Source organism: Pseudomonas sp. AC252 (genome assembly GCF_979258105.1).
This window is the reverse complement of sequence record NZ_OZ409837.1, coordinates 1337107-1350857: the sequence shown is the minus strand read 5'-3', so window position 1 is coordinate 1350857 and position 13751 is coordinate 1337107. Positions and strand designations below refer to the sequence as shown.

Genomic DNA, 13751 nt, shown 5'->3' with positions numbered 1-13751 from the left:
TCGATTGCTTAAAGCACGATGCTCATGCCATCAAACGCCACTTCAACATTACGCCGCGCCAGCTCGGCACGCTCCGGCGAATCCTCGTCAAGGATCGGGTTGGTGTTGTTGATGTGGATAAGCACCTTGCGCTGCTCGGGCAACTGCTCCAGCACTTCGAGCATGCCGCCGGGGCCGTTCTGCGCCAGATGGCCCATCTCGCGACCGGTGCGGGTGCCGACGCCACGGCGCTGCATTTCATCGTCATCCCACATTGTGCCGTCGACCAGCAGGCAATCGCTGCCGGACATGATTTCCAGCAGCGGCGCATCGACCTTGCCCAGCCCCGGCGCGTAGAACAGCTTGCCGCCGGTGTTGAGGTCTTCAACGATCAAGCCGATGTTGTCGCCCGGATGCGGATCGAAACGATGCGGCGAATACGGCGGCGCGGCGCTGCGCAACGGTAACGGGGTGAAACGCAGGTTCGGGCAGGCCGCTACAGTGAAGCTCTGGTCGAGTTCGATGCGGTTCCATTCCAGCCCGCCGTTCCAGTGGGTGAGCATCTTGAACAGGGGGAAACCGGTGCTGAGGTCTTCGTGAACCATGTCCGTGCACCAGACCTGATGCGGGCAGCCTTCGCGCAGGCTGAGCAGGCCGGTGGTGTGGTCGATCTGGCTGTCCATCAGGATGATCGCGCTGATGCCGGTGTCGCGCAGGGCCCGGCCCGGTTGCATCGGGGCAAAGCTTTGCAGTTGCGCGCGGATGTCCGGCGAGGCATTGCACAACACCCAGTTCACGCCGTCATCGGAAATGGCGATGGACGATTGGGTGCGGGCCTTGGCATTCAGGCTGCCGTCGCGAAAGCCTGCGCAGTTGACGCAGTTGCAGTTCCACTGCGGAAAACCGCCACCGGCGGCCGAACCCAGAATCTGGACGAACATGAACGCTCCATCATTTCAACGCGGAAAATAAAACGCCTCGGCGAGCCGAGGCGTTGCACTGCGAATCTGCGTAAGCAGAACTCAGCGGCTGGCGAAGTACATGGTGACTTCGAAGCCGATGCGCAGGTCGGTGTAAGCAGGTTTGGTCCAGGCCATGAGATGTCTCCTTCTGAGGGTTGGGATAGCGCTATCCATAGTTATAGTCCACGGCAGCGCGGTGATGTTCCAATTAGTTAGGCGGCTATGTTACTCAAAATTTCAACGGCGTGACCCGTGAATCTTTGAGAAAGCTCCTTGCAGCCTCGGTAATGATCAATTTGTCGCTTGCCACGGCGCGCCGGGCATCGGTTCATTGGCCAGACAGTGGTAGCCGCCATCGGCATTGATCAGACGCTGCGCAGCGGCCAGCAAAGCCTGGTGATCCAGCTGCTGGATCGCCGTAACCAATTGCTCACGGTAATCCGACGAATGGCCGGCGAGTTTACCCTGCCACAGAAGTTCGGCAGCGTCCTTGTTGGACTGTGTCGCCGGATTGAATTGGTCGGCGAGGTTTTGGCTTTGTTGCTTGAGGCCTGCATCACCAAGCGTTTCGATCATCGCCGGAATGCCGTTGAAGAACGCTTGGATGTGTTCAAGCAGGATCGCCGCAGAGGCTGTCGGCGATTGCACGCCAAAGACAATCGCAGTCGTGCCGTGCACCTGACGCAGCGCGCTGAACACGGCGTACCCCAATTGCAATTCGACGCGCAGGCGCTGATAGAAAGGCGTCTGGCACAGCTGTGCGAGCAGGCGCCACGCGGCTTCATCAGCGATGTCACGACTGGCGGTCGGGCAGATCAGCAGCAAGGCGTGTTCGCTGGAAGCCGTGTTGATCTGGCTCCAGTGGTACTGGCCTTGGGTGATCGGTGTCACTGGTAGCTGATTGTCCGGTGTGCCGGGAATGCGGCTCAGCGCCAGACCCATGGCTGATTGGGTCTGTTGATTCAGTCCAAGAGCGAGGCCGTCCCAGCGCGAAGTTGTCCACAGCTGTTTGGCGTCATCGCGGGTTTCAATCGTGGGCAGGTATTTTTCCGGCAACGCTTCGAGCAGTTGGCGGATCGGCATCGACGGTATCTGCACCTCGTCGCGCGGCGAATCGGCATCGATCATCGTCAGACATTTCAGCGCGTGCTCCAGGACGCTGGGCATCGGGTCATGTAATCCGGTCATTTTCAACAGGCATTGGTTACCTGCGGCGCTGAAAGACAAGTCCACTCCGGCTTCGGACGCATCCTGTCGGATCTGACGCAGACCGCGCTGCAGTCTTGCGCGCAGATCGGCGCTGGCTGCGGTCTCGACCTGCCAGCGCAGGTAAATCGCGCCCTCATCGCTGTTGTCTGGCAGTGCCTGGCTGAAGTGCATCGGCGACCGTTCGCGACGACTGCGCGAGCGATCCTGGGCGAAGGTGCGCAGGCCTCGGTGGGCGCTGGTCTGGCCGCGAATCAGCCCGGCGTTGGCTAGCGGTTCATTGGCGCGCAGGAACGGGTTCGCGGCGGGCAGGTGCCAATGATCGCTGAAGTTATCCACACCACCGATTTCGCGAAGGATGTGCGCAAGTCCGGCAACACCCGACTCGGACAGACCTGATTCTTTCTGCTCAACGTCGATGCGCGCTAGTTGCAACGCGCCGCTGACTTGCTGCTGGCGCTGAAGCAGGGCGGCGTATTCCTCGCGCAACGGCGTCCAGTCCTGGCGGGCGAAGAAGCTCAGCCAGTCCAGCAGTTGTTCGCGAATGGCACCCAGTCGTTCGCCGGCGGCATTGAATTGAAGATGCAGCAGGGATTGCCCGGCAAATAGATAAAGCGGCGCGGCTTTCAAACCATCGGCCAGTTTTTGCTGGCGCAAATGTGCAAGCAATCCACCGGGTTTGGCGCTGTTTAACCATCGGCAGAGAAAGGCCATCGCTTCTGCGGAGGAAGCGTGTAAGCCGTCGAAGGCGAATAACAGGTTCGCGTGAGCGCCAACCTGTTGATAACTTCTCACCGTCAGCGGTGGCGGTGCAGCCTGGGCAACTTTATCCCCAACCGGCAACACCGCTGCGAATTGCCGCGCCAGCTCCCGCAATTCATCAATACTCTGTGGACCGACCAGACTGAGGCTCATTTGCCCGGTTCGATAAAAGCGCTGATGGAAATCTTTCAGCGCCGACTGAAACCCTGACGATTCGACCTGCAAGCTGTCCCGATTGCCCGCATGAAACCCGCGCAACGGGTGCTCCGCTGGCAAACCTTCATACAAGGCAAACTGCTGTTGCGCTGTCGGATCCTGCGACCAGGCGACGAATTCCGCCTGGAGCACTTCCCGTTCACGCAGTTGATCGTCCAGATTCATACGCGGTCGGGCGAGCATTTCTGACAGACGCTCGAGCCCGGCGCTGAACGACGATACTGGCAGCTCGAAGAAAAAATCCGTGGTGCGCTCACGGGTGCTGGCATTTACCTGCCCGCCGTGACGCTGCACGTAGGCCATCAGCGCTTCATCTGTGGGAAAACGCTCGGTGCCGAGAAACAGCAAATGCTCAAGGAAATGCGCCAGCCCCGGCCATGCCAATGGCACGTCATGGCTGCCGGCCGCCACGCGTAACGCGGCAGCGCTGCGCTTGAGACCGGGCACGTGGCGCAGGGTCACGCGCAGGCCGTTGGCCAGTGTTTCAGTGTGGGGGCGGGGATGAGTCGGCGCAGGCATGGGCACTTCCAGAACAGTGAAGTGCCCATGCTAGCGGATTAGCGGCGGTTGAGCGCGCCGTAAAGCTCTGGCCTGCGATCGCTGAGGTAGCGGTTGGCCTGGCGTGAGTCGTTCATCAATTGGCGGTCCAGTTCACCGACGATCAACGCCTCGTCCAGACCTGCCAGGGCGATACGGCTACCGTCCGGCGCGGCAATACTGCTTTGCCCGCAATACTGGATATCGCCTTCATGTCCGCAGTAATTGGCGTAAGCCACGTAGCACTGGTTTTCGAAGGCGCGGGCACGCACGGTGACGTCGGCGACGAAGTCGAACGGAACCATGTTTGCTGTCGGTACGACGATCAGCTCGGCGCCGGCCAAGGCCAGACGACGCGCGTTTTCCGGAAACTCCAAGTCATAGCAGATCAGGAAGCCGAGCTTCCAGCCGTTCAATTCAATCACCGGCAACTCGGAGTCACCGGGGCTGAACATCGACCGGTCGAGATCGCCAAACAGATGCGACTTGCGGTAATTGCACAGGCGCTCGCCGTGGGCGTCGATCAGTTGCACGGCGTTGTAGATCTGCCCGTCGGCGGTGCGCTCGGGGTAGCCGTATACGATCGCCAGACCCGCAGCCTTGGCGATCCGGCCGATCTGCTGCGCCCATTCGCCGTTATAGACCTCGGCCAGCGTGCTCACCGCTTCGGCGCCGATGTTGTAGCCGGTCATGAACATCTCCGGCAGCACCAGCAGATCAGCGCCCTTGGCCTCCATTGCTACTTGATGCAGACGCTGCAGGTTGGCGGCGGGGTCCAGTGGCAACGGTGGACATTGGTAAACGGCTACGCGCATCGGGGAATCCTCTTACTCGGGCAGGGCGATAGGGCCGATGTCTTTGAACACATCACCCGGGCCCGGGTTCTCTTTATGTGTCGAACCGCCGAAATGCTTCATGATGCCCCACACCGCGTTGAGCGAAGTCTGCACCGCGCCTTCGACCCACGCCGGTGTCCACGACACATCGTCGCCAGCGATGAAAATACCGCGCTGCTCCGCTGGCATATCGTCCTGCATGAAGTGCGCGTACATGCGCTGGTTGTAGCGGTAATGGCCGGGCAGGGCGCCTTTGAAGGCACCGAGGAAGTACGGATCGGCTTCCCACGACACAGTGATCGGATCGCCGATGATCCGCGCGGCGATGTCGACTTTCGGGTAGATCTTTTTCAACGAGTTCAACGCCAGCTCAACGCGTTTTTCCACCGGATGCGGGAGCATTTTCAACGCGTCGCTCATCCACGAGTACGACAGGCAGATCACCCCCGGCTTGTCGTCGCCGTTGTCGAACAGATAGGTGCCACGGGTCAGGCGATCGGTGAGGGTCATGCTCATCACGTCGCGGCCGGTCTCCGGATCTTTGTCTTTCCAGAACGGCCGATCGACCATCACGAAGGTTTTTGACGCTTGCATGTAGCGGGTGCGGTCGAGGGCCATCCACATTTTCTGCGAGAACAAGGTTTCGTCGCACTCGATCTGGGTAGTCAGCAGCCAGCTCTGGCAGGTTGTCAGCACAGCGGCGTATTCGCGGGTGTCACCATTGTTGTCGGTAACGGCGAAACGGCCCTCCGGTGCGTGGGCAATTTTCTTCACGCCCGAACGCGGCGCGCCACGGTGCAGGGATTTCAGGCTGGTGCCGGCCGGCCAGTGCACGCAACGTTCCGGTACATGGCGCCAGATGCCCTGCGGCACCTGCTCGACGCCACCGACCACCAAGTGCTGATGATCGTCGCAGTTGGTCATCACCACGCGAAAGATTTCCAGCATCGAATTGGGGAAGTCCGAATCCCAGCCGCCGGTGCCGAAACCGACCTGGCCGAACACTTCGCGGTGCTGGAAAGACAATTTGGCGAAGGCCTTCGAAGTGGCGACGAAGTCGTAAAAGGTCCGGTCGTCCCACAGCGGCACCAGCTTGTTCCACAGCTCTTTAAGGCGCGGCACATCACGGTCGCGAATGGCTTGTTGGATATCGGAAAACTGCGAGCCTGCTTCCAGCGCATCCGCCCAGGCATCAGCCACTTCCTGGAACAATGCCGGAAGATCCTTCAGGCTTTCGGCGTAATAGGTTTCGCCTTCCAGATCGATCACGGTGCTGCCAGACGCGCCGGTCAACGGGTTGGGAAAAGGCTTGGTTTCGAGGCCGAGCTTGTCGACGTAGTGGTAGAACGCCGTGGAGGACACCGGAAAGCGCATGCCACCGAGCTCGGCGACGATGGCGTCTGTGCCGTTGAAGGCCTGCGAGCGCAGACGACCACCGAGTTTCGACGCCTCGTACACCACCGGTTTCAAACCGAGCTTCATCAGCTCATACGCGGCCACCAGACCGGCGATGCCCGCTCCGACAATCGCCACTTCAGCGCCATGGTGCTGCTCGGGAATGCTGCCCAAACCAGCCGGATGCTCGATCCAGTCGTCAAACGCGAACGGAAAGTCCGGACCGAAGATGGTGATGGGATTCTTGCCGTCTGCAGGGTGACGATTGTTGTTGTTCATGGCTGACCTTGTTGGCGACCCGACGCAGGATTCGCGTCTGAGTATAGGAAAAGATGCCGCCATTCTAGGGAGCGTGGAGCGCGTTAATAAGACGCAATGTGTCGTCGTTTTGCCTGATTGTTGTGCAGACTGACGAATGCAGGCTGCATACCGACCAAAATGTGGGAGCGAGCCTGCTCGAGAAGAGGCTTTGAAATTCAGTCGAGAAGCTCGATCAAAATCTTAAACCGGCTGACCCCGATCTATCTTGCTACTCAGAATGATCGACGTTGTGGTCTTCTCCACCCCATCGACGCTGCCAATCTGATCCAGCAACTGATCAAGCTGCTCCGGCGAATCGGTGCGCAACCACGCCACATAATCAAACTCGCCACTCACCGCACACAGCTGCTGCACCTGCGCCATCGCACTCAAGCGCCGCAGCACATCCTTGCCGGAACGCGGTTGGACCTTGATCCCGACATAGGCTTGCAGCCCCCCATCGACAACACGCTGACCGAGTCGCACGCCGTAACCGGTGATCACCTTGGCCTTTTCCAGCCGGGCCAGACGCGACGTCACCGTCGTGCGAGCAATGCCTAGCTGACGGGCGAGCATGGCCACGCTTTCGCGGGCATTGATTTGCAGCGCGGCGATCAGTTGGCGGTCGATTTCGTCGAGGATGGGGTGGCGGGTGTCTGGCAAGGGGGGCTCCATTAGCGTTGGGTCGAAGAGAGGCTCACTTTACAGGCAAACAACGATAGGCTTCTGCGCCACAGCAAAGTGCTCACGGATGATTTTGCTGAAACAAATGTTCTGACAATTGATTTGACTTGTCTGCCCTGTTTCCCAAGAATGCCACCAAGAGCGCGAAATCTGCTGCCTTGCAGGGCATCAGCAGATGTAGGTACCTCAGCGATGCTGCAACATCGGTGTCAGGTGAGACCTCTTCATCCCATTTCCTGAGGATGCAAATATCAGGATTCAGATGTTACGGGCAGCCAATGGCTGCCCTTTCTTTAGTCGATGAAAATGTACCGCTTATACAAAAGCTCGCTTTTTCGATGCCTGTTCATGGCTCTCGCGGGAGCGTGCATAAAATTCCAAAGAACGTGTCCATCCCTAATGTCCACAACCACGAGCATGTCATTTTTTGCCTCATAAGCATTGATGAATGCCACGCGGTGTCCGCCGTTATCGTAACGGACTTTCCAAATTTCAAAGGGGCCCGTTAAAGTATCGATAGCATGTCGAACATAGCGTTCGCGGGAGTCCGGGCGTTTCTCAACAATATGGGCAAGTTTGTCTCTCGCAACCGCAATGTTTCCAATGGGCGTCAGGATCGTGACGGCCATAACCGACTCATCGATGAAACCGAAGTATTCCAAGAGTATTCCCAAGGCGCCCGCTGCATCGTCAGCCCTTTTGATTTCTGCAATTGCGGCTGATCGAAGTTCTTTCGAGAGTGTTCTCAAGTCGGGTAGGGCAAGATCGATCCAGGTTGCTTGGCCGGCTGCTTCCCTGATTGATGGAGCAGCATTCATGAGCATGGAAACGATCCCGGGCGGCGATGCGTCAGGAGATTAATTGCTCGCAGGAAAGCCTAACAAGGCTGCAAACGTCCTGGAAACGTCGCTTCAGAATGTTCCTACAGATAGCGCAGCTTTCTTCCGAGCGTCGGGATTAGCATGACTGGGAAATCAAAGCCCATAAAAAAAGCCGCGCATTCAGCGCGGCTTTTCAATTTGGTGGGCCCACACGGACTCGAACCGTGGACCAAAGGATTATGAGTCCTCTGCTCTAACCAACTGAGCTATAGGCCCTCAGTAGGCCGCGGATTATAGCGACGGTTTCGCGGCTGTGCTATCCGAAAAATCCGATACGGTTACATGCAGAAACGTCGCGGCGAATTCCTCCGGGGGCAGCGGCAGGCTGACGATGTAGCCCTGGATCTGTTCACAACCTTCCGCGGTGAGGAACTGTTGTTGCGCCTGGGTTTCCACGCCTTCGGCAATTACGGTGAACTGCATGCTGCGGCCGAGTGCGATGATGGCACGCACGATCGCCGCGTCGTGGGGATCGTCAGGCAGTCCGCGGACAAAGGACTGGTCGATCTTGAGGATGTCCAGCGGCAGCCGTTTGAGGTAGCTGAGCGAGGAGTAGCCGGTGCCGAAATCGTCGATCGCCAGTTGCACGCCGAGGTGTTTGAGCTGGTGCAACACCGCCAGCGCTTCTTCGGCCTGACTCATGATGAAATTCTCGGTAATTTCCAGTTGCAGTAAATCCGGCCTGAGGCGGTTGTCCTTGAGCAGTTGTTCGATGCGCACCAAGAGGTTGGGCTGACGCAATTGCGCACCGGCGAGGTTTACCGAAAGCGGACCGAGCGGTTGGTAGATCTCGTTCCACTCGAACATTTGCCGGCAAGCGGTCTCCAGCACCCAATCGCCGATCTGCAGGATCATGCCGTTCTCTTCGGCCAGTGGAATGAAATGCTCGGGCGGCACGTCGCCGAAGGTCGGGTGGCGCCAGCGAATCAGCGCTTCGGCGCCGACAAGGCTGTGGTCGACCAGGCTGATTTTTGGTTGGTAATAGAGAAACAGCTCATCACGCTCGATGGCGCGGCGCAGTTCGTGCTCCAGCGCTATGCGCTCGCTGGCCTGGGCGGTGAGATCCCGGGTATAGCTTTCGACGCGGTTGCGTCCTTTGGCTTTGGAGCGGTACATCGCCGCGTCGGCGTTTTTCACCAGCGTGGCCACATCGCAACCGTCGCGGGGATAGAGGCTGGTGCCGATGCTGGCGCTGATAAAGAACTCGTGTTCGCCGGCCTGGAACGGCGCTCCGAAGCAGTTGAGCAGTTTCGTCGCGATGTTGTCGGCGTCGCTGGCTTGCTGCAAACCTGGCAACAGGATGATGAACTCGTCACCACCCAATCGCGCGACCGTGTCGATATCGCGCAGTTGTTCTTTCAAGCGCACGGCAATGCCCTTGAGCAACAGGTCGCCGACCGGGTGGCCGAGGCTGTCGTTGATGTGTTTGAAGCGGTCGAGATCGAGAAACAGCACCGCTCCCTGGCCACCATTTTCCTGTTGGCTGGTCAGGGCCATTTGCAGGCGACTCTCGAACAAGGTGCGGTTGGGCAAACCGGTGAGGGGGTCGTGGTGAGCCTGGTAATCGAGCTTGGCCTGGGCATGCTTGAGGCTGGAAATATCGGCGAACACCGCGACGAAGTGAGTGATGAACTTGTCGCGATTGCGCACCGCGCTGATGGTAAGCCAGCTCGGGTACAGCTCGCCGTTCTTGCGCCGGTTGGAAATCTCGCCTTGCCAGTGTCCCTCGTCGGTCAATTGGTGCCACATCGCCGCGTAGAACGCGCTGTCATGCAGCCCGGACGCCAATAGCCGGGGGTGTGGCCCAGTGCTTCGCTTTCGCTATAGCCGGTGATTTCGGTGAAAGCTCGATTGACCGCACTAATGTGTTGTTGGGTATCGGTGATCAACACGCCCTCGGCAGTGCTCTCGAAAACCGTTGCCGCCTGCTGCAGTTTTTCCTGCATGAGATGGCGTTCGGTGATGTCGCGGGCGATGGTCAGCATGCAGTCTTCGTCACCGATCGGCAGTGGACGACTGGACACTTCGCACAGGCGGATCTGCCCGTCGCTGCGACGGATGTGGCAGGTGAAGTCGCGGACAAAACCGTCGCGCTGCAGCAGGTCGATCATCTGTTTGCGTTCGTTGAGGTTGACCCAGATACCCAGGTCCAGCGTCGAACGATCCACCGACATGGCGCTGTTGAAACCGGTGATGCGACTGAAGCCTTCGTTGACCTCCAGCAACAGGCCGTCGCTCTGGCGCGACAGCAGAAGGCCGTCCGGCGACGCATGAAAGGCCTTGGCAAACTTCTCCTCCGATGTTTGCAGTTGCTGTTGGGTTTCCTTGAGTTGGCTGATGTCGCGCACCACCACCACCAGCGCCGGGGTGGTGTCGAGGTCGAATGGCTCGGCGGAGATCAGCCCGGTGAACACCTGGCCGTTGTTGCGGCGAAAGGGCATTTCCAGGTTGCGGATGCTGCCGGCCTGCAAGCGCTGCAGCAGGCCCGGCCCAACCCCGGGAATCCCCCAGATATTAAGGTTGGTGGCGGTTTGACCGATCACGTCCTCGGCGCGCAGGCCGATCTGTTCCTCGAAGGCCTCGTTGACCTCCAGCAGGCAGCCGTCGGACAGGCGCGCAATCACCAGAATGTCCGGACATTGCTCGAACACCGAAGCGAACTTCTGCTCCGACAGGCGCAGCGCTTCTTCAGTGCGCTTGATCTCGCTGATATCGATCATCAGACCGCGCATCACTGGCTCGTGGCCGTGCTCAATCAGGCTGACGATGTCGCGCACCCACAGGCAGCGACCGTCGGCGGTGATCACGCGGTAGTCGACGATGTGATCGCGGCCCTGGCGCAGCGCTTCCTTGCAGTAGTTCTGCGTGCGGGTCAGGTCGGCGGGGTGAATGATGTTGTGCCAGAAGCCCGGAATCAGCCAGTGAGATTGTGGATAACCGAGCAAGTCTTCAGCGTGCGGCGAGACATAGCTGTAGGTGAAGTCGCTCATCCGCGCTTCCCAGGCAATCGCCGACAAGCTCTCCACAAGGCCGCGGTAGTGATATTCGCTACTGCGCAATTCCTGCTCGAGGTCGATGCGCCGGGTGATTTCCGAGCTCAGACGGCGGTTGATGCGGATCACCGCGGCGAGGACTGTTATCAGCAGCAACAGGCCGGGCAGGCCGTACATCAGCAGGTCCGACCAGAACGTGCGGTGGTCAAGCACGTTGCCGACCCAGTGTTCCTGAATGCTGCTGATTTCCGCCGGCGTCATGTCCGCCAGGACTTTGTCGAGAATGCCCACCAGTACCTTGTTGTCCCGGGGCACGGCCATCGCCAGTTGATAGCGATACGGCGTTTCGCCGCTGACGTAGAGGCCGTCAAGCTTGAGCTGGCGCAGGCTCCAGACGCTGGAAGCCAGATCGCCGACTACCGCGTCCACTTCGTCAGTCGCCAGGGCTTGCAGCGCTGAACTGACGTTGGGCATGGCTACCAGATTCAGATCAGGGTGGTGAGTGCGCAGCAGTTCGTGGGGGGCATAGTTTTCGACAACGGCGATTTTCAGCCCGTACAGGTCGTCGAGTTTGCGCGGCTGGGCGCCGCCGACATGGGCGAGGATGACGATCGGGAAGTCGAGGTACGGCCGGGTGAATGACAGATAACTCTGGCGCTCTGGCGTCGACATGATCCCCGGCAGCAAATCGATCCTGCCCTTCTTCACCTGCTCCAGCACCACCGTCCAGCTCACCGGTTCGATAGGCGTCAGCTTGATGGACAAGCGCTGACGGATCACCTCGATATAGTCGGCAGCCAGTCCCTGATAACGGTTCTGATCGTCACGAAACTCGAAGGGCGGCCACGACGCGTCGACACCCAGGCGCAAGTCGGGGTGAGCCGCCAGCCAGCTGCGTTCTTCATCGGTGAGAGTCAGCGCGTCAGCCGTGGCGGTGCAGATCATCAATGACAGCAGAAACAGCACGGGCGCCAGTCTGGGCATAACGCTCTCGTTAGGGCTGGGGGGTGATTGTTTCGAGTGTAGACGCGGTATGCGGCGGGGAGGGCGGAGCGGGGAATTTAATCTGCCATAAAACAAAACCCCCGGCCTGGGCCGGGGTTCTGGTATCACTCGTCGAGGAAGGAGCGCAGATGCTCGCTTCGCGTCGGGTGGCGCAGCTTGCGCAGCGCCTTGGCTTCGATCTGACGGATCCGCTCACGCGTTACGTCAAACTGTTTGCCCACTTCTTCGAGCGTATGGTCGGTGTTCATGTCGATACCGAAACGCATGCGCAATACCTTGGCTTCACGGGCAGTGAGGCCGGACAGGACTTCGCGAGTCGCTTCCTTCAGACTTTCCACCGTGGCGACATCGATCGGCGACTGCATGGTCGAGTCTTCGATGAAATCGCCCAGATGGGAGTCTTCGTCATCACCGATCGGGGTTTCCATGGAGATCGGCTCTTTGGCGATCTTCAGTACCTTGCGGATCTTGTCCTCAGGCATTTCCATGCGTTCGCCGAGCTCTTCCGGGGTCGGTTCGCGACCCATTTCCTGCAGCATCTGCCGGGAAATACGGTTGAGCTTGTTGATCGTCTCGATCATGTGCACCGGAATACGGATAGTGCGGGCCTGGTCGGCGATCGAGCGAGTGATCGCCTGACGGATCCACCAGGTGGCATAAGTCGAGAACTTGTAACCACGACGGTATTCGAACTTGTCCACCGCCTTCATCAGACCGATGTTGCCTTCCTGGATCAGATCGAGGAATTGCAGACCGCGGTTGGTGTACTTCTTGGCGATCGAGATCACCAGACGCAGGTTGGCTTCAACCATCTCTTTCTTCGCGCGGCGGGCCTTGGCCTCACCGATCGACATGCGACGGTTGATGTCCTTGATTTCGGCGATGGTCAGGCCGGTCTCGGTTTCCAGTGCGATCAGCTTCTGCTGGCAACGGATGATGTCCGGCTGCACGCGACCGATGGCTTCGGCATACTTGCTCTTGCCTTTGGCCAGGGCGTCGGACCAGCTTTCGTCGACTTCGTTGCCCGGGAACTGACGCAGGAAATCGGCGCGCGGCATACGTGCATCACGTACGCACAGCTGCATGATCGCGCGCTCTTGCTGACGCAGACGATCCAGGGCACTGCGCACACGCTCGACCAGGGCTTCGAATTGCTTCGGCACCAGTTTGATCGGCATGAACAGCTCGGCCAGGGCCAGCAACTCGGCAACCGCTGCCTTGTTGTGACGACCGTGCTTTTTCAGGGCCTTGCGGGTGATTTCCATCTGGTCGGCCACGGCGCCGAAGCGCTGCGCAGCGATAACCGGGTCCGGACCGCTTTCGGCTTCTTCTTCGTCATCGGAAGATTCGGCTTCATCGTCGTCGGTATCGTCGTCGGCCTTGACGGCTTTCGGGTCGACCGGCGGCGGCACTTCTGCCGCAGGCGGCGCGATGCCGTCGTCCGGGTCGATATAACCGCTCAGGACGTCGGACAGGCGACCACCTTCGGTGGTGACGCGGGTGTACTCGGAGAGAATGTGGTCAACCGTGCCAGGGAAGTGCGCGATTGCGCTCATCACTTCACGAATGCCTTCTTCGATCCGCTTGGCGATTTCGATTTCGCCTTCACGGGTCAGAAGCTCGACCGTACCCATTTCACGCATGTACATGCGCACCGGGTCAGTGGTGCGACCGATATCGGTCTCCACCGCCGCCAACGCAGCGGCTGCTTCTTCCGCAGCGGCCTCGTCGGTATCGGCGTCGGCCAACATAAGGGCGTCCGCATCCGGAGCACTCTCGTGTACGGGGATCCCCATGTCGTTAATCATGCGGATGATGTCTTCCACCTGCTCCGGATCTGAAATATCCTCGGGCAGGTGGTCGTTGACCTCGGCGTAAGTCAGATACTTCTGCTCACGACCCAGTTTGATCAACTCAATAATACGAGACTGCTGTTGCGCTTTTCCGGACATAACACCCTATCCACTGAAGGTCTTGGCGGGCAAAAAACAAGCC

Annotated in this window: 8 protein-coding genes, 1 tRNA gene and 1 pseudogene; all 10 read right to left on the bottom strand. The window is 59.3% G+C overall.

Features of this window, described 5'->3' with window-relative positions; translation table 11 throughout:
* Nucleotides 1-8 precede the first annotated feature (8 nt).
* On the bottom strand, nt 9-920 hold the full coding sequence (pqqB, locus tag ACZZZ4_RS06345; RefSeq protein WP_460121885.1) for a pyrroloquinoline quinone biosynthesis protein PqqB: 912 nt from the start codon (nt 918-920) through the stop codon (nt 9-11).
* Nucleotides 921-1001: 81 nt separating this feature from the next.
* Nucleotides 1002-1076, bottom strand: a complete 75-nt coding sequence (pqqA, locus tag ACZZZ4_RS06340) for a pyrroloquinoline quinone precursor peptide PqqA (RefSeq protein WP_003444522.1) — start codon at nt 1074-1076, stop codon at nt 1002-1004.
* Nucleotides 1077-1232: 156 nt separating this feature from the next.
* The gene (gene pqqF / locus ACZZZ4_RS06335; protein ID WP_463547452.1) at nt 1233-3644 is read right to left on the bottom strand and encodes a pyrroloquinoline quinone biosynthesis protein PqqF; all 2412 of its coding nucleotides are present in this window, start codon (nt 3642-3644) and stop codon (nt 1233-1235) included.
* Nucleotides 3645-3682: 38 nt separating this feature from the next.
* Nucleotides 3683-4477 (bottom strand): carbon-nitrogen hydrolase family protein, encoded by a 795-nt coding sequence (locus tag ACZZZ4_RS06330; RefSeq protein WP_463547451.1) that lies wholly within the window; start codon nt 4475-4477, stop codon nt 3683-3685.
* A 12-nt stretch (nt 4478-4489) separates the two neighbouring features.
* Nucleotides 4490-6172, bottom strand: coding sequence for a flavin monoamine oxidase family protein (locus ACZZZ4_RS06325; protein WP_463547450.1), 1683 nt, complete (start codon nt 6170-6172; stop codon nt 4490-4492).
* Nucleotides 6173-6394: 222 nt separating this feature from the next.
* Nucleotides 6395-6856 carry an Lrp/AsnC family transcriptional regulator gene (locus ACZZZ4_RS06320; protein WP_039757699.1) on the bottom strand — a complete coding sequence of 154 codons (462 nt, stop codon included), beginning with the start codon at nt 6854-6856 and terminating at the stop codon, nt 6395-6397.
* Between the two features lie 314 nt (nt 6857-7170).
* Entirely contained in the window at nt 7171-7701 is a 531-nt protein-coding gene (locus ACZZZ4_RS06315) for a PBECR2 nuclease fold domain-containing protein (protein ID WP_463547449.1), read from the bottom strand.
* A 196-nt stretch (nt 7702-7897) separates the two neighbouring features.
* Nucleotides 7898-7974, bottom strand: a tRNA-Ile gene (locus ACZZZ4_RS06310).
* A gap of 15 nt (nt 7975-7989) precedes the next feature.
* Nucleotides 7990-11735, bottom strand: a pseudogene (locus ACZZZ4_RS06305) (bifunctional diguanylate cyclase/phosphodiesterase).
* A 125-nt stretch (nt 11736-11860) separates the two neighbouring features.
* On the bottom strand, nt 11861-13708 hold the full coding sequence (rpoD, locus tag ACZZZ4_RS06300; RefSeq protein ID WP_039757703.1) for an RNA polymerase sigma factor RpoD: 1848 nt from the start codon (nt 13706-13708) through the stop codon (nt 11861-11863).
* Between the last annotated feature and the right edge of the window lie 43 nt (nt 13709-13751).